Genomic DNA, 21,951 nt, shown 5'->3' on the forward strand with positions numbered 1-21,951 from the left:
GTCCCATCACTTGTTTGCTGTGGAGCCTGTCTGCATGTTTGCTCGTGTACCGAATCCCATCCCGGCCCGTATGAAGGGCTTGAACCGCGCCGAGATCTGCGACACCAATTTCATTGAATTCGTCAGTGCGCTGGCGCCGGGCCCGGACCAGGGCCCGCAGCCGGCGGCGCCGGTTCTGCCCGGGAGTGCATTGGATGCGCAGGGCTTCCGTGAAGTGTTCGAGTCGCAGCTGATAAGCCGACATCTGGATTTGATGGCGCGCGTGTTGCGGGTGCAGAACAAGGTCTTCTACACGATTGGCTCGTCCGGCCACGAAGGCAATGCGATGGTGGCGCGGGCTGCGCGGCACACCGATCCGGCCTTCCTGCATTACCGTTCTGGCGGCTTCATGGCCGAGCGTTTCCGCAAGTTGCCGGGCATGGACCCGGTGATGGATTCGGCACTGTCATTTGCGGCCAGCAAGGATGACCCGGCCAGCGGCGGCCGCCATAAGGTATGGGGCAGCAAGCCGTTGTGGGTGCTGCCGCAGACCTCGACCATCGCCTCGCACCTGCCCAAGGCGCTGGGCACGGCGATGGCCATTGAAGCCGGCAAACGGCTGGGGCAGGGCCTGCCGATTCCCGATGACAGCATCACCATCTGTTCCTTCGGCGATGCCTCGGCCAACCACGCTACCGCGCAGACCGCATTCAATGCCGCAGCCTGGAGCAGCTTCCAGAAGCTGCCGGCGCCGGTGCTGTTCGTCTGCGAGGACAATGGCATCGGTATTTCGGTAAAGACGCCTGCGGGCTGGATTGGTGAAAGCTTCCGGCAGCGGCCGGGGCTGGACTACTTCCAGGCCGACGGTCTGGATCTGGCCACGGGCTACGCCGACGTACAGCGCGCCGTGGAGCATTGCCGGCGTACGCGGCGGCCAACCTTCCTGCATCTGCGCACCACGCGCTTGATGGGCCATGCCGGCACCGATTTCGAGATCGAATGGCGGGCCCTGGAGGAACTGTGCGCGGTGGAAGCGGGCGATCCGCTGCTGCGCTCGGCGCAGATCGCGATCGAGTCGGGTCTGATGGACAAAACCGAGGTGCTGGCCTTGTACGAGCACACCCGCCAACGCTGCTTCGCCGCCGCCGAGGACGCCGACAAGCGCCCGCGTCTGACCGAGTTGCAGGATGTGATTGGACCGTTGGCGCCGTATACGCCGGACAAGGTGCAGGCCGAGGCGACCCGTGCGGACCATGCCGAGCGCCGTCTGCAGGTGTTCGGCAGTGAGGCCGGCCTGCCGGAGAATCAACCGGCCAAACATCTGGCCGTACAGATCAACCAGGCGCTGCACGATCTGTTCGCCAAGTATCCGGAGACCCTGCTGTTCGGCGAGGATGTGGCGCAGAAAGGCGGCGTGTACACGGTTACCAAGGGGCTGCAGAAGGCCTTCGGTCCGCGCCGGGTGTTCAATACCCTGCTCGACGAAACCATGATCCTGGGCATGGCCCAGGGCTTTGCCAACATGGGCATGTTGCCGCTGCCGGAAATCCAGTACCTGGCCTATCTGCACAACGCCATCGATCAGGTGCGCGGCGAGGCCTGCTCGCTGCAGTTCTTCTCCAATGACCAATACCGCAACCCGATGCTGATCCGCATCGCCGGGCTGGGGTACCAGAAGGGCTTTGGCGGGCATTTCCACAATGACAACTCGATCACCGCCATCCGCGATATTCCCGGGTTGGTGGTCGGCTGCCCGTCGCGCGGCGATGACGCCGCGGCAATGCTGCGTACGCTCGCCGCCCTTGCCAAGGTGGATGGGCGGGTCAGCGTGTTCCTTGAGCCGATCGCGTTGTACATGACCAAGGACCTTTACACCGCCGGTGATGGGCAGTGGTTGTTCCCGTACCCGGCGCCGGATCAGGCCTTGGTGCTGGGCGAAGGCCGGGTCTATGGCGAGGGTAATGACGACCTGCTGATCATCAGTTATGGGAATGGCGTGCCGATGGCGCTGCGCGCGACCAAGGCCATCGAGCAGCAGCATGGCTGGAAGGTACGGGTGGTGGACCTGCGCTGGCTGGTGCCGCTCAATGCCAGCTATATCGCCGCACAGGCCAAGGGGGCCAAGCGCATCATCGTGCTCGACGAAGGCCGCCACAGCGCCGGGGTGGGCGAGGGTGTGATCACTGCATTGGTGGAGGCCGGGCTTGCGCAGGTGCCGCTGCGGCGGGTAACCGGCGTGGACACCTTTACGCCTCTGGCCGGTGCAGCCTTGCTGGTGTTGCCGGGTGATGCCGATGTGGTGGCTGCAGCGGCGGAGCTGGTGTGAGCAGCTAGCACCCGATTGTAGGGGTGGCATTGGTTTGCAGCAGCGGCATTTGTTTGTAGGAGCGGCGTGAGCCGCGAAGCTGGCAATGCTGAAATCACCGGCATGCCTGTGACCTGATTGATCTGTGGCTTCGCGGCTTACGCCGCTCCTACAGCTCTGCCCCCTCCCTTTTGCGCAGCAAAGGGGAGGGTTGGGGAGGGGTTGGCTTTTGCGGTCTTCAGGCACTACCAGCTTCGCGGCTTATGCCGCTCCCACAAAAGCAGCCAAAATCGTCGTCGCCTTGCAGAAAAACAAAACCCCGCCAAGGCGGGGTTTTGTCGTCATGCATCAACAGCTCGATCAGCTATTGGCTTTCAGCTTGGCCAGGCGCAGCCAGGTGTCGACCACGGTGTCCGGGTTCAACGACACCGACTCGATGCCTTCCTGCATCAGCCATTCGGCCAGATCCGGGTGATCGGACGGGCCCTGGCCGCAGATGCCGACGTACTTGCCCTTGGCACGCGCGCTCTTGATCGCCATCGAGAGCAGCTTCTTGACTGCCGGGTTCCGCTCGTCGAACAGGTGCGCGACGATCGAGGAATCGCGGTCCAGGCCCAGGGTCAGCTGGGTCAGATCGTTGGAGCCGATCGAGAAGCCGTCGAAGATTTCCAGGAACTCATCAGCCAGCAGTGCGTTGGACGGCACTTCGCACATCATGATGATCTTCAGGCCGTTCTCGCCCTGCTTCAGGCCGTTGGCAGCGAGCACCTCGACGACCTTGCGGCCTTCTTCCAGGGTGCGAACGAACGGGATCATCACCCACAGGTTGTCCAGGCCCATTTCGTTGCGCACGCGCAACACAGCCTGGCATTCCAGTGCGAACGCCTTGGAGAAGCTCGGGTCAACGTAACGGCTGGCGCCGCGGAAGCCGATCATCGGGTTCTCCTCGTGCGGCTCGTAGTTGTTGCCGCCGATCAGGTTGGCGTACTCGTTGGACTTGAAGTCCGACAGGCGCACGATCACCGGGTTCGGTGCAACCGAGGCGGTCAGGGTGGCGATGCCTTCGGCCAGACGGTCCACGTAGAAGCTCACCGGGTCTTTGTAGCCGGCAATCTTCTCGTCGATCTTCTTCTTGGTGGCGGCATCCTGACGGTCGTATTCCAGCAGCGCATTCGGGTGAATGCCGATGTGGCTGGCGATGATCATTTCCAGACGGGCCAGGCCGATGCCGGCGTTCGGCAGCTGGCCGAAGTCGAAGGCACGTTCCGGGTTGGCCACGTTCATCATGATCTTCAACGGTGCCGGCGGCATGTTGCCCAGATCGGTGGTGGTGCGGTCGAAGGCCAGCTTGCCGGCGTAGATGAAGCCGGTGTCGCCTTCGGCGCAGCTGACGGTGACTTCCTGGCCGTCCTGGATCAGCTGGGTAGCGTTGCCCGAGCCGACCACGGCCGGCACGCCCAGCTCACGCGCGATGATCGCGGCGTGGCAGGTGCGGCCACCACGGTTGGTGACGATCGCCGACGCGCGCTTCATCACCGGCTCCCAATCGGGGTCGGTCATGTCGGCGACCAGAACGTCTCCAGGCTGCACGCGGGCCATGTCTTCCAGCGACTTGACCACGCGGGCCACGCCAGCGCCGATCTTGGCGCCAACTGCGCGCCCTTCGGCAATCACTTCACCCTTTTCCTGCAGCGCATAGCGCTCGATCTGGGTGGCCTTGGCGCGCGACTTCACGGTTTCCGGGCGGGCCTGGACGATGAACAGCTTGCCGCTGACGCCGTCCTTGGCCCACTCGATATCCATCGGGCGGCCGTAATGCTTTTCGATGACCAGCGCCTGCTTGGACAGTTCCTGCACGTCCTCATCGCTGATCGAGAAGGTGTTGCGCTGCTCGGCCGGGGTGTCTTCGATCTTGACGCGCTCGCCCGGGACGTCCGAATAGACCATGCGGATGGCCTTGGAACCCAGCGAACGGCGCAGGATGGCCGGCTTGCCGGCATGCAGGCTGGGCTTGTAGACGTAGAACTCGTCAGGATTGACCGCGCCCTGCACGACCATCTCGCCCAGGCCGACCGAGGAGGTGACGAACACCACGTCGCGGAAGCCGGACTCGGTGTCCAGGGTGAACAGCACGCCGGAGGAGCCTACGCCCGAACGCACCATCAGCTGCACGCCGGCGGACAGGAACACGTCTTCGTGCTTGAAGCCGTGGTGCACGCGGTAGGCGATGGCGCGGTCGTTGTACAACGAGGCGAACACTTCCTTGACCTTGTGCACGACGTCGTCGGCACCGGTGACATTGAGGAAGGTTTCCTGCTGGCCGGCGAACGAGGCGTCCGGCAGATCTTCGGCGGTCGCCGAGGAGCGCACGGCTACGGCGATATCGCCGCCACCGTTCTCTGCGCTCAGCTTTTCGTAAGCGGCGCGGATGTCCTGGTCCAGCTGTGGCTGCAGCGGGGCGTCGATCACCCAGTTGCGGATTTCCTTGCCGGCAACGGTCAGGGCGGCGACATCTTCCACGTCCAGCGTGGCCAGCTTGTCGAAAATGCGCTTGGACAGGTCGTTATGGGCAATGAAGTCCTTGAACGCCTCGGAGGTGGTTGCATAACCACCGGGGACAGACACCCCAAGACCGGCAAGGTTGCCGATCATCTCCCCGAGCGAGGAGTTCTTGCCACCTACGCGGGCCAGATCGGCCAAGCGCAGCTCATGCAACCACAGGATATTCTCGTTCAAGCGCGATGCTCCGTTGAGGCCATCGCCCGTGGCGGGCTTGGGATGGCCACGTCCGTAGGAAGAAGCCAATATGATGCAGTGCACACCGAAGCCGCACAAGCTTGTGACAATACTTTGTCTTGTGCTTGTCTTTTCCGGGACAGGCTAGGCCATCACGCTTGACCTGTGGTCAGGATCACATTCTGAAGGGAGCTCTCATGACGGCAATCCGGCCGGTTTTCTATGTTTCTGACGGTACCGGCATCACCGCCGAAACCGTAGGTCACAGCCTGTTGACCCAGTTCAATGGCTTCAGTTTCGTTACTGATCGCATGTCTTTCGTGGACGATGCCGACAAGGCGCATGAGGCGGCGGCGCGTATCCGCGCTGCTGGCGAGCGCTACCAGGTGCGCCCGATCGTGGTCAGTTCCTGCGTGGATTCCAGCCTGGGGATGATTCTGGAGGAGAGCGGGGCGCTGGTATTGGATGTCTTTGCCCCATTCATCGGGCCATTGGAGCAGGAACTGAGCTCCGCCCGGCACTCCAAGGTGGGCCAGGCGCATGGCATGGTCGACTTCGAAACCTACCACCGGCGCATCAATGCGATGAATTTCGCGCTGAGTCACGACGACGGCATCGCGGTGAACTACGACGAGGCCGATGTGGTGCTGGTGGCGGTATCGCGCGCCGGCAAGACCCCGACCTGCATCTATCTGGCGCTGCATTACGGCATCCGCGCGGCCAACTACCCGTTGACCGAGGAGGATCTGGAGCAGGACCGCCTGCCGCCGCGTCTGCGCCCGTATCGCAACAAGTTGTTCGGCTTGACCATCGATCCGGAACGCCTGCAGCAGATCCGCCAGGAGCGGCGCCCCAATTCCCGCTATGCAAGCTTCGAGACCTGCAAGCGCGAAGTCACCGCGGCCGAAACCATGTTCCGCATGGAGCGCATTCCAACGCTGAGCACCACCCACACCTCGATCGAAGAGATTTCCAGCAAGGTGCTGAGCACCTTGAGCCTTCAGCGCGAGATGTTCTAAGCAAAGATCACCGGTAGTGCCGAGCCATGCTCGGCAGCGGCATTACCGGTAAACCCAGATTGGCCTTGGATTTTCCTTGTGGGAGCGGCGTAAGCCGCGAAGCTGATGGTTCAACGGGATTGCAGCTGGTCCTGCGGCTTCACTGACGCAGGCTTCGCGGCTTACGTCGCTCCTGCAATGACCTTGGGTCACCGGTAGTGCCGAGCCATGCTCGGCAGAGGCGTTACCGGCAAACCCAGGTTGGCCTTAGGATTTGCTTTGTGGGAGCGGCGTAAGCCGCGAAGCTGATGGTTCTCGGGATTTGCAGCTGGCCCAGCGGCTTCATTGACGCAGGCTTCGCGGCTTATGGTGCTCCTGCAATGCTCTTGGGTCATTGGTAGAGGCCTTGCCGAGCATGGCTCGGCACTACAACGGTCATTGGTAGAGCCCCTGCCGAGCATGGCTCGGCACTACAACGGATCGTCGTTGCTGCGCCCGACACCTCCCGGCGTGTACGATCAGCCAATGGCAGGCGCACTTTCCCGCATCGATCGCATCCCCAGGCTCAGCCGGCTGAGCTGGTTGATGGGCTTGTATGCGGAAAACCACGATCACCTGATGCGGCTGTTCGCACCGGACCGGCTGCATGTAGGCAGCCACCTGTCCAGCATCGGTGATGGCCTGGATCTGCGCCTGGACGTGATCGAATGCCACCGCTACACGGTGGAGCTGCGTTTGACCTATGACCTGTGCGACCCGGTCACCGGTGAGCCCGACCCTTCAGCGTTCGTGCGCCTGTACCGCGACGCACGCCAGGCCGAAACCACGCATTGCTACGTGGGCCGGCGCTGGCAGGACGTGATGGGCATGTACCCGCCGCCGGAAGCGCTGATCAGCCATCGCATGCGCATGAACACCTTCCTTGGGAAATGGCTGGAATATCTGGCCGAACGCGGCCACAGCGTGGCCACGCTGCGACGGGTGGACGATACCGTGGTGCCGATGCGGCGCATGGACGTGCTGCCAGGCTGAGGCCTGCGCCGCGCATCGGTCATACTGCGTGCCCCTCTGGTTCCGGTTGTCGCTATGCCGTACACCCCGATTATGGCCACGCTCGGCTACGTACTGTCTGCCGACGGCAGCAAGGCCTTGATGATCCACCGCAACACCCGCCCCGGTGATATGCACCTGGGCAAGTACAACGGGCTGGGCGGCAAGATGGAAACCGACGAGGACATCCTTGCCTGCATGCATCGCGAGATCCGTGAAGAGGCCGGCATCGAGTGCGGCACCACCCGTCTGCGCGGCAGCATCAGCTGGCCGGGCTTCGGCAAGAACGGCGAGGACTGGTTCGCCTTCATCTTCGTCATCGATGACTACACCGGCACGCCGATGGAAACCAACCCGGAAGGCACGCTGGAATGGGTTGCAGTGGATCAGCTCGAATCCCTGCCGCTGTGGGAAGGCGACCGGCACTTCCTGCCGCTGGTGTTCGACCAGGATCCACGGCCGTTCCATGGGGTGATGCCGTACCGCGACGGGCGCATGCAATCGTGGTGCTATACGCGCCTGTAATGCCTGGGTGCGGGTGGCGGCAGGCTATGTGCCTGCCGCGCTGCGGCATCCCCGCAGTGGCGGTTGGGAGCCATCGTGTGTGAACGGGGGTGCGCCCGCCAAGCCGGCCGGTGACCTCAGGGGCGGGCGGGTAGCCTTCGGCGGCCCTGGCGCCTGTACTGTCCAGCATTCAGCTGCTCGCGGTACCCTGTGCGGGTCAATGCACCGTGAGTTCCCATGAAACGCCATTTCTCGATGCTCCGTGAGTTCCAGCTTGCGGATTGGTTCACCCTCGGCAACGCGTTCTGCGGCACCGGCGCGGTGTTCGCGGCGATGCGCTTCCTGCAGGACGGCCAGCGCGGCTTTTTGATGTTTGGCATGGCGCTGATTCCACTGGCCTTCATTTTCGATGCGCTCGATGGGCGGGTTGCGCGCTGGCGGCAATCTTCATCGACGCTGGGCCGCGAGCTGGATTCGCTGGCCGACATCATTTCCTTTGGCGTGGCGCCGGCGGCGCTGGCGTATGCCTGTGGCATGCAGGGCGGTTGGGACTGGCTGATCCTGAGTTATTTCGTGTGCTGCGGCGTCAGCCGCCTGGCGCGCTACAACGTGACCGCCGAAGAGATCGCCGGCGAATCGGACAAGGTGCCGTACTTCGAAGGCACGCCCATTCCCACCAGCCTGGCGCTGGTGATCGTGCTGGCCCTGGCTGCCCATTTCAACGCGATCGGCCCGGCGCTATGGGGCGGCAGCTGGCAACTGGGCCCGTGGCAGCTGCATCCGCTGGTCCTGCTGTTTGCGCTGTCCGGCTCGCTGATGATCAGCAAGACCCTGCGCATTCCCAAGCCCTGACGCCGGCAGGCCGGCCGCATTGCTATCATCGCCGGGTATTCGGGGAGTAGACGATGGCGGCGCCAGGCAACAACGACAATGCGGATTTTGAAGCCAGCATGCGCGGCTATTGGGATGCGTGGTCACAGTCCATGCAAGGCCCGGCTGCGGCAGCAGGCGCGGACTTCCCCTGGCGCGAGAGCATCGCGCAGTGGACCCGCCTGGTAAGCACCGACACTCCCCCCGAAGTACAGGCACTGGGGGCGCGTTTCCAGCACCAGGCCGGCGATTGGCTGGGCATGATGCAGCAGGTTGCCGCGCGCTTTGCCGGCCGTGACACCTCGGCGGCGGAAGTGGCCGGGGCTTGGCGGGAAGCAGTGCAGGCAGGGCAGGGTGAGGATCTGCTGCAGTGGATGTTGGGTGCCGCACGCGGCGGTAATGCCCTGAACGATCAGCCCTGGCTGCGTGAGTTCGCCAAAGCTGCGCAGAGTGGCTTTGGTGGCGCCGATTGGTTGAACGCGCCTGCCTTCGGGCCGGCCCGCGAGCATCAGGCGCGTTGGCAGGCACTGCTGAAAACCCAGCAGGAATACCAAGCCCGTGCAGAAGCCTATGTGGATACGATCCGCGAGGTTCTGGAAGATGCATTCAAGCGTTTCGAAGCCAAGCTGGGCGAGCACGAAGTACCGGGCAGCCAGCTGACCAGTGCGCGGGCGATGTTCGATCTGTGGATCGATGCGGCCGAAGAGGCCTATGCCAAGGTGGCGCTGTCCGAGGATTTCCAGCGTATCTATGGCGAGCTGGCCAACGCGCAGATGCGTTTGCGCGCGGCCTCGCAAAGCGAGCTGGAGCGTGCCTGCGACGCCATGGGCGTTCCGACGCGAACTGAAATGGATGCCGCGCATCGTCGTATTGCCGAACTGGAACGGCAGGTTCGGCGCTTGATCGCGGCAACCCAGCCGGTCAGCGCTACCGCACAGCCGGCAGCGACGGGCAAAGCGGAAAAAGCAACAAAGGCTACAGCTGCAAAGTCGGCCGCAGCAGCTGCGGCGGGCGCTCCCCGCAAGGCGGCTGCGAAGCCAGTGAAACCAGCTCCAGGCAAGCCGTTGAAGGCAGTCGCCAAGAAGGCTGCGAAGAACGTGCCGCCCAAAGCTGCAGCGAGCAAGGCCGCAGCCAGGAAGCCAGTCGCCAGGAAGGCAGCCGTTGCAACCAAGCCGGCACCGGCGCGTCGCGGGAAAGCGAAATGAAGGGTCCGCTCGGGTTTGGCAATGACGATCTGCTGCAGGAAACCCTGCAGTGGCAGCGCAAGCTGGTTGATGGCCTGAAGCTGTTGCCCGGCGTGGAAGACGTGGATTACGGCTTCACCGAGCGCCAGGAGGTGTGGAGCGATGGCAAGGTCAAGCTTTATCGCTTCGTCAATGACCAGGCCGACACCAGCAAGCCGCCTTTGTTGATCGTCTACGCGTTGGTCAATCGTCCTTACATGGTTGACCTGCAGGACGGCCGCTCGCTGGTGCAGAAGTTGCTGGCGTTGGGCCAGGACGTTTACGTGCTGGACTGGGGATACCCGGATCGCTCCGAGCGCTTCCTGACCTTGGAGGACTATCTGCTGCGCTACATCGATGGTGCTGTTGATCACCTGCGCGCGCAGCGCGATGGTGCGCCGGTCAACCTGCTCGGCATCTGCCAGGGCGGCGTGTTCGCCCTTTGCTATGCCGCCCTGCGCCAGCACAAGGTGCAGAACCTGATCACCATGGTGACGCCGGTGGACTTCCATACCGCCGACAACATGCTCTCGCACTGGGCACGGCATGTGGATGTGGACCTGTTCGTCGATACGCTGGGTAATATCCCGGCCGACCTGATGAATGCCAGCTACCTGATGCTCAAGCCGTTCCGCTTGAACGTGCAGAAGTACGTCGGCTTGATGGACATCCTCGACGACAAGCAGGCGCTGGAAGACTTCCTGCGCATGGAGAAGTGGATCTTCGATTCACCCGATCTTGCCGGCGAGGCGTTCCGCCAGTTCGTCAAGCAGTTCTATCAAGGCAATGGGCTGATGCACGGCAGCATCCGCATTGGTGAGGAGCCGGTGGATCTGGCGCAACTGCAGATGCCCATCCTGAACATCTATGCCGAACAGGATCACCTGGTGCCGCCGGCTGCTTCGCGGGCGATGCAGGCGCAGGTGGGCAGCGCGGATTACACCGAGCTGGGTTTCCGAGGCGGCCATATCGGTATTTATGTTTCCGGGCGCGCCCAGCGCGAAGTGCCGGGCGCCATCAATGACTGGTTGAGCGAACGCACATGAGAAAACTCTGCAATCTTTTGCTCGCAGTTGCACTGGCTGCCATTGCCGCCCCGGCCAGCGCTGCACCCAGTGCCGCCACCCAGCGCGAGATCAATGGCTTGATGCAGGCCCTGGAAAGCTCGGGCTGCCGCTTCCAGCGCAATGGCACCTGGTATGAAGGTGCGGCCGCGCGTGGGCACCTGCAACGCAAGTACGACTATCTGCTCAAGCGCGACATGGTCGACAACAGCGAGCAGTTCATTGACCGTGCCGCCAGCCGCAGCAGCATGAGCGGCAAGGCCTATCGGGTTTCCTGTGCGGGCGTGCCCGAGCAGGACGCCTCGGCCTGGTTCCTGCAGCAGCTGCGGCGCCTGCGCGCGCCGGCCGGCTGATGCAGGCTGTGCCCGCCAAAGTTGTCTCGCCGGCCTGAAGCGGATGCAGCTTTCAATGCCGCCGCTGTGGCTGCGCATTCTGGGCGGTCTATGGACCTCGCCCAATACCCTGATCGGTTTGATCGCCGGCGGGCTGGGATGCGTTGCTGGCGCGCGCGCGCGGTGGAGCAGCAGCGAGTGCGCATTGGTATTCCGGCGCTGGCCTTGGGGGCCGGGCGGGGCGATCACCTTCGGCATGGTGATCCTGCACACCGGCGACGATCTGGACGGCCTGTGCCTGACCTACGAACACCGCGCTGGCCGCTGCCAACATCCGCGCGTGCGGTTGGGTGACCACGAACGTGCGCATGTCTTCCAGTACCTGGTACTGGGGCCCTTGTTCCTGCCGGTGTACCTGTTGTGCGGTGGTGTGAGCGTGCGTAATCCGTTCGAGCGCGCGGCGGACCGCTACGCGATGCTGGGCCGTGGCTGGTGGCCTACGCGCAGCTGAAAAACCTGTGATGGCGCTGTGCTGAACGCTGACATCAAACGCCAACCTTTTGTGTACAACTCTGTAACGTGTCCCCGCGTATCGTTACCCCTGTTACAGATCCAAACAGATCCAACAGGAGTACGAACCACCATGGCAATTGTTCTTTATATCGGTGGCAGCAAGGATGGCGATAAGGGTGTGTTGCCCTACGGCTTCAGCAAAACCCGCGCAGATACCGAGCATGGCCCGGAAATTTACGTCGAACGGATGATGAGCGTGAGCGGCAGAGTGCCGATGCGCGTCATGGTGCTGGAAGACCTGCGTGAGGACATCGCCAGCCAGCGGCTGAATCAGCACTTGGCCTGAGTATTCAGGCGCACGCGTCGGCGACAGGTCCGGCGCGTGCTGTCAACGGCTTTCCCCCAGCCCCGCGCATTGCCAGAATGGCAGCTCCCGTCAACGTGGCTACCGCACCGGCAATGCAAGACATCAAGCTCGCGCAGCAGATCGCGCAGACAATCGCCGACGAGATCGGCGCACAGTCCGCCCAGGCCAAGGCCGCCATCGCATTACTGGATGAAGGCGCCAGCGTCCCGTTCATTGCCCGCTACCGCAAGGAAGTAACCGGCGGTCTGGACGATACCCAGTTGCGTAATCTTGAAACCCGGCTCAGCTACCTGCGCGAGCTGGAAGACCGCCGCAGCACGGTGCTGGCCAGCATTGAAGAGCAGGGCAAGCTCAATGACGTGCTGCGTGGCGAGATCATGGCTGCCGATACCAAATCGCGGCTGGAAGATCTTTACCTGCCTTACAAGCCCAAGCGCCGCACGCGTGCGCAGATTGCGCGCGAGGCAGGATTGGAGCCGTTGGCCGATGGCCTGCTCAACGATCCGATGCTGGACCCGCAGGTCTACGCGGCCGGCTTCGTTGATGCCGAAAAGGGCGTCGCTGATACCAAGGCTGCACTGGAAGGCGCGCGCGCAATCCTGATGGAGCGCTGGGGCGAGGACGCTGCGCTGGTTGGCGAACTGCGCAGCTGGCTGGCCGACAACGGCATCATCCGTGCCCGTGTTGCCGAGGGCAAGGAAGCAGAAGGTGCCAAGTACCGCGACTACTTCGACCATGCCGAGTCGCTTGCAAAGATTCCCTCGCACCGCTTGCTGGCCTTGTTCCGCGCGCGCCGCGAGGAGTTCCTGTTTCTTGAGCTGGACCCGGGCAGTGATGCCGAAGCCGGTCATCAATACGCAGAAGGCCGGGTGGCACGCAGCGCCGGCATCGCCAGCAAGGAACGGCCGGCCGACCGCTGGCTGCTGGATGCCTGCCGTCTGACCTGGCGCGCAAAGCTGCATATGCATTTGTTGCTGGACCTGTTCAACCAGGCCCGCGAGAAAGCCGAGGCCGAGGCGATCACGGTATTCGGCGACAACCTCAAGGATCTGATGCTGGCCGCGCCCGCTGGACCGAAGGCGGTGCTGGGCCTGGATCCGGGCATCCGCACGGGCTGCAAGATCGCCGTGGTCGATGCCACCGGTAAACTGCTGGCCACCGATACGGTGTATCCGCATGAACCGCGCCGGCAGTGGGAGCAGTCGCTGCAGACGATCAAACAGCTGTGCATCAAGCACAACGTTGAACTGATCGCGATCGGCAACGGCACTGCCAGCCGCGAAACCGACAAGCTGGCGGGCGAGGCTATTGCTGCCTGTGCCAATCCCAAGCTGCAGAAGGTTGTAGTCAGTGAGGCCGGTGCCTCGGTGTACTCGGCTTCGGAGTTCGCGGCCAAGGAATTTCCGGGCCTGGACGTATCGCTGCGCGGCGCGGTTTCCATCGCGCGCCGGCTGCAGGATCCGCTGGCCGAGCTGGTCAAGATCGAGCCCAAGGCCATTGGCGTGGGCCAGTACCAGCACGACGTGGATCAGTTCCGGCTGGCCAAGGCGTTGGACGCGCGCGTGGAGGACTGCGTGAACGCGGTGGGTGTATTCGTCAACACCGCATCGGCCGCCTTGTTGACCCGTGTGTCCGGTCTGTCGTCCACGGTGGCCGAGAACATCGTTCGCCACCGCGACGAGAACGGCCCGTTCAAGCGCCGCAAGGATCTGCTCAAGGTGTCGCGGCTGGGAGAGAAGACCTTCGAGCAATGCGCCGGCTTCCTGCGCATCGCCGATGGTGATGAGCCGCTGGACGCCTCAGCCGTGCACCCGGAAGCCTATCCGGTGGTTGAGCGCATCGTCGCCGCCGCGGCGCGGCCTATCAAGGCATTGCTGGGCGACGGCAGCTACCTGCGCGGTTTGAAAGCCGAGCAGTTCACCGACGACAAGTTCGGTGTGCCGACCGTGCGCGACATCCTCAAGGAAATGGAAAAGCCCGGCCGCGATCCGCGCCCCGAGTTCAAGGCGGCGCGCTTTGCCGAGGGCATCGAGGACATCAAGGATCTACGCGAAGGCATGATCCTGGAAGGCGTGGTCAGCAACGTCGCCGCGTTCGGCGCCTTTGTTGATATCGGCGTGCACCAGGATGGTCTGATCCATATTTCCGCGTTGGCGGATACCTTCGTCAAAGACCCGCGCGATGTGGTCAAGGCCGGCGATATCGTCAAGGTCAAAGTGCTGGAGGTGGACGTGCCGCGCAAGCGCATTGCCCTGACCCGGCGTCTGGAAGATGCGCCTGCGCCGGCGAAAAAAGCCGAGCGTGACGAGCGGGCTGCAGGGCAGGGGCGTGCTGCTGGCGCGGGGCGCGACAGGGATCAGCGCGGCCAGCGCAATGCAGGCAATGGTGGCGGCCGACCGGCCGCAGCTGCGGCACCGGCCAATAGCGCATTGGCCGATGCGTTTGCACGGGCCAAGCGCGGTAGCTGAGTCAGAGCAGTGTGGGTGTAGGGGCGGCGTAAGCCGCGAAGCAGATACGTCATCGGGCCACATGGTGCCCGATGTTTCAGCATTGTCTGCTTCGCGGCTTATGCCGCTCCCACAAACTCAAGCCGGAGCAAGAGCGCGCTGCAGTGCCTGGCTGAGGTCGCTGCTGGTATAGGGCTTGGACAGCTTTACCCCGGCGTCGAATACGTCGGGTAGTTGATTGATATCCATCCCGGTCGCAACAAGGAAAGGCGTGCCGCGTTGCCTCAGGCATTCGGCAACCGCGCTGCTGTTTTCATTGCTTGCCAGCCAATAGTCCAGAAACACCACTTGTGGCTGCAGCTCATCGATCATCTTCAGCGCAGCACTGACCGAGGCGGCGACGCCGTCCACCTGCATGCCTTCGATCTCCAGCTGCATCTGCAGCAGCATGGCGTTCAACTCGTCGTTCTCCACGACCAGCACCCTCGTACCTTCGAGTGAGCCCATCGTTTGCCCCTGTATCAAACCCGGATGAAGTATAGCCACTCGCCGAAACAGGTATTACACAAATATTTTCAGCCAAGGTATGCCCAAGTGATGAAAGCTCCGCTATAATTCCGCTCCTGCCAGCCGAAGTGGCGGAATCGGTAGACGCAGCGGATTCAAAATCCGCCGCCCTTAAAAGCGTGGGGGTTCGAGTCCCCCCTTCGGCACCAGAGAAAACAGGCACTTAGGTGCCTTTTTCTTTGTCTGGAATTTGGCCTGCCGGTGCGGCCCGCGTGCATGGATCCAGGAGCCCAATCGCGCAGCGTGTAGTGCCGAGCCATGCTCGGCAGGGGCTTTCCCGGCAATGCATCCATATGCCACACCGATGAGAGCGACTTCTTCAACCGAGAAGTTGTCACCGGGCACTCGACTGCCCTCCAGCCTTTGAGCTCACTGTTCTCGCAGGACGTGCGGTGCGCACCAGGTGATGGCCAATGGACCGCGTTCCCAGCTATGCATCCTGGCTGCGTTGCAGCGCACCGCCTTTGGCGCCCAGCAGGAACAACGCTGCGCCCAAGCCCAGGATCGACCAGTGCTGAATCCTGTCGCGCCGCGTGATGAAAACAATCCGGTCGGATCCTTTGACCTTGAACTCGATTGACTTGCCGCTGGACGGATCGGGTGCTTGCGGGCGTTCGGCAAACAGATGACGGGCGTGCATTGTCGTGCCGCCAAAAGACAACAGCGCTCCAGCCAGCAAGATGGCGAGTGCTTTCTTGTTCATCGAATTCCCCGTGTGGCTGCTGGATGGCAGCTGGGGGAAGTATGTTGGCGCAGCAGGTGTGCTGTCGATGATGGTTGGGCAGTTGTGTGCGCTGCTGCCTGCTGGGCTTATCCGTTCGCCCTGTGTTGCTGAGGTTGGCTGCGGCCGGCATGGAGATGCCTGGATGCGCGCCCAGGACAATCGGTCAGTCGAACTCATCCAGCGTAAAACGGCGACTCGTGGTGGGCAGCAGATGTGGTCGGCAATGCCATGGATGATTCGCGTATGCGGGCCATTCCGCACGTTGGTGTTGGCGGTCAGGTGCTCGAAACGGCTTGATTGGATGCAGCGCCGCTGAAGGACCGGATCGAATAACGAATCGCCTGGTACGGGTTGAGCGGGCAGGGCATTGCTGCTTCAAACAACAGACAAAAAAAAGCTCCGATTGCTCGGAGCTTTCTAAAGTTGGCGTCCCCACGGGGATTCGAACCCCGGTCGCCACCGTGAAAGGGTGATGTCCTAGGCCTCTAGACGATGGGGACGCGTAATCTTTAAAACTCAAATTGTATATTCAGACGGCCTAATGCCTGAATTGGTGGAGCCAAGCGGGATCGAACCGCTGACCTCCTGCATGCCATGCAGGCGCTCTCCCAGCTGAGCTATGGCCCCGCGTTGTTGCTAGCCCGCCATTATAGCGGCTTTTTATCGAATTGGAAGCTTTTTCTTCTTCCGTGCAATCTTTTGGGAAGATTGCTCCGATAAAAAAAGACCCGATACGGCTGGGTCCGTTTGTACCTGATGAATGGCGTCCCCACGGGGATTCGAACCCCGGTCGCCACCGTGAAAGGGTGATGTCCTAGGCCTCTAGACGATGGGGACGCGTTATACTCATCAAATTGTCGACAATCCAGACGGCCTAATGTCCGGATTTGGTGGAGCCAAGCGGGATCGAACCGCTGACCTCCTGCATGCCATGCAGGCGCTCTCCCAGCTGAGCTATGGCCCCGTGAAGCGTTGTTGCGTTGCTGCCGAGAACGAAATCATAACGGGCCTTCTTTTTTCCCGCAAGCAGTTTGTGAAGAAATTTCTTCATGCAATGAGACTGGACTGATGAAGCCGGTTCTGCGGGTTGCCGATGAAAAGGCGAAGCCTGACAAAGCAACTTCGTGATCGCTGGCTGCGGTGATGCCGCGATCCTGTCAGCTTGGGTGCTGAGAGGGCTGAACAAGGCATCCGGTGTGCACACGCTTTCCTGTCTGCTGCTGATTGCAGCCGTGGCCGCGCCGGCTGGGCCTGCGGTCTACAAGTGCGCGACGGGCGGCGCAGTCGTCTACCAGTCCGAACCCTGCATCGGCAGGGAATTGAAGCGATGGCGCGCGACGCCCGAAGCGGTGGACGCGGCAGCGCTGGCGCGTCTTGAAGTGCTGCGTGAGCAGTTGCGGCAGGGGCCGCGGGGCAGAAACGGGGCCGCTACGCGCAACCTGCGACGGCAAGCGGTGGCACCGCGGCCCCAGGACGTCTGTGAGCGTACGCGGGTGGCGCGCGACAAGGCCTACGCCAAAGCCGGGTTGAAGCGTGACTTCGCCATGTCCAGCGGCTGGGACAATCGGGTCCAGCAGGCCTGTCGCTAGGCGGTCTGGCAGCGCTGCATGCGCCAGTGGTGGCGATGCGTCGGGGATGCTCGATGAGCACCATCGCTGCGATGGCGCTGTCAGCCCTTGCGTGGCGGTTTTTACGGAGGAACGCGTGGCCAGTGCTGTCGTGAATTCACGCCGGCGCTCGGACGGGTCGCAGCGTTATCAACTCGGTTTGGGACTTGTCTTATGTCGGTCAATCCGGCCGCCGCCTACGCTTTGTTGCGTGGTCATGGACGAATCCGCAGCCTTTGCGGGCAGGTGTCGGGCGAGCAGCGCCAGCTAGTGATGTGCTGCGTGGTGTTCACACCTGCCTTGTTGGTCACGCGCAGGTCCGCGCAGTCATTGTCGAGCGGAGAGCCCTCTTTGTTGCGCCTGTTGGGCCACGTGAGGCACCGGCAGCAACCGAATAACCCCCGAAAGGAGCAGATTCGATATGAATGTCCGAGGTTGGTTTCCCGTTCTGCTCGCCGCTTTGCTGGCGACGACGGCACTGCCATCCAGTGCCTGGGCCGCGATCACCTGCAAGTCGGATACGGGCGAACCTGCCTTGACCTACGTTGGCGGCCTTTCCACTGTAACCATCGATCCGGATGTGCCCGACGGAACCGTTCTGGCAAAGCGATCCGGATGGTTCGAGCTGCAACAGCCCACCTCCATTACCTGCGAGAACGTGGCCCCGGAGGGTACCTTGACGATATGGGAGGTAACTACCGGTGTTGACGTTGGCCAGAACATCCACACGACCGGCATTGCCGGAATAGGCCTACGTATAGGGTACGGAACGGGTCAGTTTTATCCGCGCACGTATCTTTACGGACGAGATATCTGGCCTCCCAACCTGAGCTACCTGAGCCTGGAGATCATCAAGATCGGCGACATCACCGGTTCCGGCACGCTGCAGGGCGAGGTGCTTAAAGCCTCGGTTCCTGCAGCGGATGGATTCAAGTGGTGGTCGGTACGTTTAAGGAGCGCGGTGACCATTTCGCCGCAAAAACCAACCTGCAAGGTGGCGACACCGGCCGTAGACGCGTTTCTGGGCAATGTTCAGGTCAGTGCATTCGATGGTGTGGGTAGTTCCTCGCCCGCAAGGCCGTTCTCCATCGATCTGATGTGCGGTGGCGGCCATGCGGCGGGCTTGCTGCAGGTTGCGGCAACGATCACCGATGCGGGCAATCCCCTCAACCGCAGCGACCGGATGGCGCTGAGCGCGGCGTCCAGTGCCAAGGGTGTAGCGATCCAGGTGCTCAAGGATGACCAGGTGCTGAAATTCGGGCCGGACTCTTCTGCGGTGGGCGCAATCAATCAATGGTCTGCCGGGCATGCTGGCAATGGTTTGTTCCGCATTCCGTTGACGGCACGTTACCTGCAGACGGCGGCAGTCATTGAACCGGGCACTGCGAATGGACGGGCGACCTTCACACTCAGCTACCCGTGAGCATGGTGATCCGCTTCTGCTGACAACGGCAGGTCATTGCTGCCTGCGCGCCAAGGCGGCGTGGGCCAGGGCATCGAATTCGGTGAGTGCCACTTCCAGCTCGCTCAGACGCTGTTGTTCCAGCAGTGCTTCCATTGCCGCGCATCTGCCGGCGATGTCTGCTTCGTGGATGAACGCAAAGGCGCCGCGCAGTGAGTGAAGATGCTTGCCGATGATGTCGGCACGATGTTCGCGGGTCATTGTCGGTGATGCGCCCAGCGCTGGCTGCAGTGCGTGCCTGATGGCAACGAGCGACTCGTCCAGTGAGGCGAGCAATGGCGCATGTACCTCGTCGGGAAGCGGGCCGCGACTGATATCGACGCGCCCGCGCCCGCTGTCGGCTGACGGAGCGCTGTCCGAAATCTGCGACAAGGCGTTCTGCAGGGTTTCCAGCAATACCGGTTTGATGAGGATGCGGTTGATGCCGGCTTCCTGGCTGCGCTGCCGGTCACGGTCGGAAACATGCGCGGTGACCGCAATGATCGGCGTGGCTACCTTGCGGTTACGCAGGCAGCTGGCGAAGGTGTAGCCGTCCATGCCGGGCATGTTGAGATCGGTGAGGATCAGGTCGTAATGCTGTTGGGTGAAGGCGGCAATTGCCGCGCCGCAGTCTTCGAAGGTGTCGGCGCTGCAGCCCAGGGTCTCCAGCTGCATCTGCAGCAGTTTCCGGTTGGCGGGGTGGTCGTCGACCACGAGCACATGCAGCGCGGCACCCGTCTGAACAACGACGGCCGCTGGCGCGACATCTGCCAGCATCTCCCCGCTGGCGGGTTGCAGCGGCAGGTTCACCATGAACGTGCTGCCCTTGCCGGGTTCGCTCCTGACCTGGATGGTGCCGCCCATCAGTTCGGCCAGCCGCTTGCACAGCGCAAGCCCGAGGCCGGTGCCACCGTAGCGCCGGGCGATGGTTGAATCGGCCTGGGAAAAGGTACTGAACAGGGATTCGCGCTGCTCCGCCGTCATGCCGATGCCGGTGTCGCTCACCCCGAGCACAAGGGCGGAATCGGGATTGCCGTCATCCTGCAGATAGAGTTCGACCAGTACGTCGCCGGTTTCGGTGAACTTGATGGCGTTGCTGATCAGGTTGAACATGATCTGGCGCAGGCGGGTGGGGTCGCCCAGGTAATGCGGGTGCAGCGCATCATCAACGATCAGATCGACGGCCAGCCCTTTGGCGTGCGCCATCGGCGTGAACATCGCAATCGATTGCTGCGCGATTTGCCTCAGGTCGATGGGTATCGACTCGACCGTCATCTGCCCGGACTCCACTTTGGAGAAGTCCAGAATGTCGTTGATGATGTTCAGCAAGGCAGCGGAAGACGAAGTGACAGCGTGCAGTCGGCTGCGCTGCGGGGCGTCCAATGAGGTCCGTTCCAGCAGCTCCAGGTTGCCGAGGATGGCATTCATCGGCGTGCGGATCTCGTGGCTCATGATTGCCAGGAAAGTCGACTTGGCCTGGTTGGCGGCTTCCGAAGCGGCGCGGGCATTCTGCAGTTCCTGCTCCACCTTCTTGCGCAGGGTGATGTCGGTGAAATTGCATAGCAGCACATCCTCCCCGTGGTACTTGGTTGGGACGATGCTTACCAGCAGCGCACACTCATTGCCGTCTTCGGTCTGGACCGCAAGTTCAATGCCGGGCGAGGCGACCGTGCCAGCACCGTGGCGATGGAACGCGTCCAGAAACTGCTGGTGCAACGGTACCGCAACAGTCGGCAGCTGCTGCGCATAGCCGGTCATCACCGCGTTCTTCAGCAACACCTCGCCGCTGGCCAGGGAGAGCAGGGCCTGGCCGGACGGCGCTGCTTCCACCATGGTCCGGTTCAGGTTCTCGCTTTCCACGATCCGCTCTGAACGCACATAGCCGGGGCGGAATACCTTTCTGTCGATCAGCAGAAGCGCGGCCCACACAATGGTGATAGCGAGCAGCATCGCCGCAACGTAGGCCAGCAGGGTGGGCCATAGCGCAGCGAGGATCGTCCGCCAGGAGAAGGTGTGGATCAGTTGCCAACCCGCATTGGCGCTTGAAATCATCTCGGTGGCGACGAAGCGCCCATCCTTGTTTTCGAACCGGCCTTTGTTGCCCGGCGGCGCTGCACCAGCCCAACGCGCGATGGGCAGACGCGTCAGCTCTGCGGCACCGGGTTGGCTGTTGCCAAGAAACAATTCGCCATCGGCATTGGCGATTATCCAGAACTCGTCTACCTGCGAGGCGTCGAGCAGCGGGGTGACCAGTTCCAGCGGGTAGGAGGCGATGAATACCGCGAACGGGCCGGCGTCGCTGCTGGCGACCTGGCGCAGATGCAGCGAGGGCTTGCCACTGAGTGGATCCACCGACACCGGCAGCCAGGCTGGCCCAGCCGACTGCGCTGGAGCGGGGCGGCTGGCCTTGAAGGTCACGTCCTGCTCAGGCACCAGGCGTTGGATCAGCGCCGAATTGGCTTCCCGCGCCAGTGCGGCGGGCAGGTTGGCGTCCGGCAGAGGGCCGGCGCCGAGGAAGGTCTGCTCCGGGTTGTGGAAGTAGATGGATGCGCTCAGCGCGCGGGCGAAGGTGCCTGCCTGGTGGCTGACTTCGTCGGCAAGCTTGAGATACGGGCCATAGCTGGCGGTTTGATCGCCTTCCAGATCGGCGACTACAAGCACATGCGGCGAATTTGCCGAGCGCTGCAGGGTCATGCGGCCGTTGTTGTCCGCGAACCTGCGCAGCAGATCCGGATCAGGGTTCTGCCGCGACTCCCAGGCGTATTCCTCCTGCGCGGTGGTGATCCGCAACGCGCCCTCGCGGACGGCAAGCGTGGACTGCAGGGCGATGCGGCGGCTGGTCTGGTCGGTGTGGCGTTCGGCGATGTAGTCGCGAACCTGCGAATGGATGACCACGACAGTGACGGCGGCCAGGATGAGAGTCGTGATGATGCCGCCGCCATAGAGCAGGCCACGCTGATGGCGGCTCAGCAGTTTGAGTGCATTCGCGCGACCGGATGATTGGGACCCTGCTTCGCCTGTGGCGGTACCCGTATCGGAGACCATTTGAGATTTCACTCAGTAGTGGCTGCTGCCGGTTGCTGCACTGAAAAACCTTGTGTCACGGCCTTGTCCGAAGCGTGCCGGATGAATATTCGGACTTGGCTGATGTAGCGGTGAGCATTGCGCTGGAACAATGGCCCCATCGAAAACACATCCTTCCCAGATACCGCCGCTCCTGGCGT

At 62.6% G+C, this 21,951-nt stretch carries 18 protein-coding genes and 5 tRNA genes; 15 read left to right on the forward strand and 8 right to left on the reverse strand.

What is annotated here, in order from left to right:
* Positions 1-34: 34 nt before the first annotated feature.
* Positions 35-2,305: a thiamine pyrophosphate-dependent enzyme gene (locus ACVOKO_RS00090; protein ID WP_346496090.1), complete on the forward strand. Its 2,271-nt coding sequence runs from the start codon at positions 35-37 to the stop codon at positions 2,303-2,305.
* 339 nt (positions 2,306-2,644) lie between these two features.
* Here the strand turns inward: ACVOKO_RS00090 and ppsA are convergent, their stop codons facing one another.
* Positions 2,645-5,020 (reverse strand): phosphoenolpyruvate synthase, encoded by a 2,376-nt coding sequence (gene ppsA, locus ACVOKO_RS00095; protein WP_346496092.1) that lies wholly within the window; start codon positions 5,018-5,020, stop codon positions 2,645-2,647.
* A gap of 197 nt (positions 5,021-5,217) precedes the next feature.
* Between ppsA and ppsR the strand changes: the two genes are divergently transcribed.
* From ppsR to ACVOKO_RS00145, 10 genes are all read left to right on the forward strand, one after another.
* Positions 5,218-6,039 (forward strand): posphoenolpyruvate synthetase regulatory kinase/phosphorylase PpsR, encoded by an 822-nt coding sequence (gene ppsR, locus ACVOKO_RS00100; protein ID WP_346496093.1) that lies wholly within the window; start codon positions 5,218-5,220, stop codon positions 6,037-6,039.
* Between the two features lie 504 nt (positions 6,040-6,543).
* Positions 6,544-7,050, forward strand: a complete 507-nt coding sequence (locus ACVOKO_RS00105) for a DUF1249 domain-containing protein (protein WP_346496095.1) — start codon at positions 6,544-6,546, stop codon at positions 7,048-7,050.
* Between the two features lie 54 nt (positions 7,051-7,104).
* Positions 7,105-7,593 carry an NUDIX hydrolase gene (locus ACVOKO_RS00110; RefSeq protein ID WP_346496097.1) on the forward strand — a complete coding sequence of 163 codons (489 nt, stop codon included), beginning with the start codon at positions 7,105-7,107 and terminating at the stop codon, positions 7,591-7,593.
* 216 nt (positions 7,594-7,809) lie between these two features.
* A complete protein-coding gene (locus ACVOKO_RS00115) occupies positions 7,810-8,424 on the forward strand; it encodes a CDP-alcohol phosphatidyltransferase family protein (RefSeq protein WP_057628346.1) in 615 nt (204 codons plus the stop codon).
* A gap of 53 nt (positions 8,425-8,477) precedes the next feature.
* The gene (phaE, locus tag ACVOKO_RS00120; RefSeq protein ID WP_346496099.1) at positions 8,478-9,647 is read left to right on the forward strand and encodes a class III poly(R)-hydroxyalkanoic acid synthase subunit PhaE; all 1,170 of its coding nucleotides are present in this window, start codon (positions 8,478-8,480) and stop codon (positions 9,645-9,647) included.
* A complete protein-coding gene (locus tag ACVOKO_RS00125) occupies positions 9,644-10,711 on the forward strand; it encodes a class III poly(R)-hydroxyalkanoic acid synthase subunit PhaC (RefSeq protein ID WP_346496101.1) in 1,068 nt (355 codons plus the stop codon). The genes phaE and ACVOKO_RS00125 overlap by 4 nt, the downstream gene beginning before the upstream one ends.
* The gene (locus ACVOKO_RS00130) at positions 10,708-11,082 is read left to right on the forward strand and encodes a YfeK family protein (RefSeq protein WP_346496103.1); all 375 of its coding nucleotides are present in this window, start codon (positions 10,708-10,710) and stop codon (positions 11,080-11,082) included. Before ACVOKO_RS00125 ends, ACVOKO_RS00130 begins: the two co-directional genes overlap by 4 nt.
* A 55-nt stretch (positions 11,083-11,137) precedes the next feature.
* Positions 11,138-11,572, forward strand: a complete 435-nt coding sequence (locus ACVOKO_RS00135; protein WP_346496105.1) for a hypothetical protein — start codon at positions 11,138-11,140, stop codon at positions 11,570-11,572.
* Positions 11,573-11,704: 132 nt separating this feature from the next.
* On the forward strand, positions 11,705-11,920 hold the full coding sequence (locus ACVOKO_RS00140; RefSeq protein ID WP_062166038.1) for a hypothetical protein: 216 nt from the start codon (positions 11,705-11,707) through the stop codon (positions 11,918-11,920).
* Positions 11,921-12,033: 113 nt separating this feature from the next.
* Positions 12,034-14,409: a Tex family protein gene (locus ACVOKO_RS00145; protein WP_346496443.1), complete on the forward strand. Its 2,376-nt coding sequence runs from the start codon at positions 12,034-12,036 to the stop codon at positions 14,407-14,409.
* A 117-nt stretch (positions 14,410-14,526) separates the two neighbouring features.
* On the opposite strand, the gene ACVOKO_RS00150 is transcribed toward ACVOKO_RS00145, so the two are convergent.
* Positions 14,527-14,895, reverse strand: a complete 369-nt coding sequence (locus tag ACVOKO_RS00150; RefSeq protein ID WP_346496107.1) for a response regulator — start codon at positions 14,893-14,895, stop codon at positions 14,527-14,529.
* Between the two features lie 122 nt (positions 14,896-15,017).
* On the opposite strand from ACVOKO_RS00150, the gene ACVOKO_RS00155 reads away from it, so the two are divergent.
* Positions 15,018-15,104: transfer RNA gene (locus tag ACVOKO_RS00155), tRNA-Leu, on the forward strand.
* Between the two features lie 281 nt (positions 15,105-15,385).
* Here the strand turns inward: ACVOKO_RS00155 and ACVOKO_RS00160 are convergent.
* Positions 15,386-15,658, reverse strand: coding sequence for a hypothetical protein (locus tag ACVOKO_RS00160; RefSeq protein ID WP_346496109.1), 273 nt, complete (start codon positions 15,656-15,658; stop codon positions 15,386-15,388).
* Here ACVOKO_RS00160 and ACVOKO_RS00165 point away from each other — a divergent pair.
* Positions 15,651-15,995: a hypothetical protein gene (locus tag ACVOKO_RS00165; RefSeq protein ID WP_346496111.1), complete on the forward strand. Its 345-nt coding sequence runs from the start codon at positions 15,651-15,653 to the stop codon at positions 15,993-15,995. The two genes, ACVOKO_RS00160 and ACVOKO_RS00165, sit on opposite strands and share 8 nt — an antisense overlap.
* 108 nt (positions 15,996-16,103) lie before the next feature.
* On the opposite strand, the gene ACVOKO_RS00170 is transcribed toward ACVOKO_RS00165, so the two are convergent.
* The 4 genes from ACVOKO_RS00170 to ACVOKO_RS00185 all read right to left on the reverse strand — a co-directional run bounded on the left by ACVOKO_RS00170 (position 16,104) and on the right by ACVOKO_RS00185 (position 16,643).
* Positions 16,104-16,179, reverse strand: a tRNA-Glu gene (locus ACVOKO_RS00170).
* Between the two features lie 51 nt (positions 16,180-16,230).
* Positions 16,231-16,306 (reverse strand) — tRNA-Ala (locus tag ACVOKO_RS00175).
* A gap of 134 nt (positions 16,307-16,440) precedes the next feature.
* Positions 16,441-16,516, reverse strand: a tRNA-Glu gene (locus ACVOKO_RS00180).
* Positions 16,517-16,567: 51 nt separating this feature from the next.
* A tRNA-Ala gene (locus tag ACVOKO_RS00185) sits at positions 16,568-16,643 on the reverse strand.
* Positions 16,644-16,803: 160 nt separating this feature from the next.
* Between ACVOKO_RS00185 and ACVOKO_RS00190 the strand changes: the two genes are divergently transcribed.
* Both ACVOKO_RS00190 and ACVOKO_RS00195 read left to right on the forward strand, forming a co-directional pair.
* Entirely contained in the window at positions 16,804-17,268 is a 465-nt protein-coding gene (locus ACVOKO_RS00190; protein ID WP_346496113.1) for a hypothetical protein, read from the forward strand.
* Positions 17,269-17,707: 439 nt separating this feature from the next.
* Entirely contained in the window at positions 17,708-18,709 is a 1,002-nt protein-coding gene (locus ACVOKO_RS00195) for a fimbrial protein (protein WP_346496115.1), read from the forward strand.
* A gap of 33 nt (positions 18,710-18,742) precedes the next feature.
* Here the strand turns inward: ACVOKO_RS00195 and ACVOKO_RS00200 are convergent, their stop codons facing one another.
* Positions 18,743-21,784 carry an ATP-binding protein gene (locus ACVOKO_RS00200; RefSeq protein WP_346496117.1) on the reverse strand — a complete coding sequence of 1,014 codons (3,042 nt, stop codon included), beginning with the start codon at positions 21,782-21,784 and terminating at the stop codon, positions 18,743-18,745.
* Between the last annotated feature and the right edge of the window lie 167 nt (positions 21,785-21,951).

The organism is Stenotrophomonas sp. STEN240, assembly GCF_056756175.1.

Coding starts and splice junctions, on each gene's coding strand:
- phaE (WP_346496099.1), top strand. CDS start 8,478: ATGGCGGCGCCAGGCAACAACGACAATGCGGATTTTGAAGCCAGCATG.
- ACVOKO_RS00105 (WP_346496095.1), top strand. CDS start 6,544: ATGGCAGGCGCACTTTCCCGCATCGATCGCATCCCCAGGCTCAGCCGG.
- ACVOKO_RS00130 (WP_346496103.1), top strand. CDS start 10,708: ATGAGAAAACTCTGCAATCTTTTGCTCGCAGTTGCACTGGCTGCCATT.
- ACVOKO_RS00140 (WP_062166038.1), top strand. CDS start 11,705: ATGGCAATTGTTCTTTATATCGGTGGCAGCAAGGATGGCGATAAGGGT.
- ACVOKO_RS00160 (WP_346496109.1), bottom strand. CDS start 15,658: ATGAACAAGAAAGCACTCGCCATCTTGCTGGCTGGAGCGCTGTTGTCT.
- ACVOKO_RS00195 (WP_346496115.1), top strand. CDS start 17,708: ATGAATGTCCGAGGTTGGTTTCCCGTTCTGCTCGCCGCTTTGCTGGCG.
- ppsR (WP_346496093.1), top strand. CDS start 5,218: ATGACGGCAATCCGGCCGGTTTTCTATGTTTCTGACGGTACCGGCATC.
- ACVOKO_RS00090 (WP_346496090.1), top strand. CDS start 35: ATGTTTGCTCGTGTACCGAATCCCATCCCGGCCCGTATGAAGGGCTTG.
- ACVOKO_RS00145 (WP_346496443.1), top strand. CDS start 12,034: ATGCAAGACATCAAGCTCGCGCAGCAGATCGCGCAGACAATCGCCGAC.
- ACVOKO_RS00115 (WP_057628346.1), top strand. CDS start 7,810: ATGAAACGCCATTTCTCGATGCTCCGTGAGTTCCAGCTTGCGGATTGG.
- ACVOKO_RS00125 (WP_346496101.1), top strand. CDS start 9,644: ATGAAGGGTCCGCTCGGGTTTGGCAATGACGATCTGCTGCAGGAAACC.
- ACVOKO_RS00135 (WP_346496105.1), top strand. CDS start 11,138: ATGCCGCCGCTGTGGCTGCGCATTCTGGGCGGTCTATGGACCTCGCCC.
- ACVOKO_RS00110 (WP_346496097.1), top strand. CDS start 7,105: ATGCCGTACACCCCGATTATGGCCACGCTCGGCTACGTACTGTCTGCC.
- ACVOKO_RS00150 (WP_346496107.1), bottom strand. CDS start 14,895: ATGGGCTCACTCGAAGGTACGAGGGTGCTGGTCGTGGAGAACGACGAG.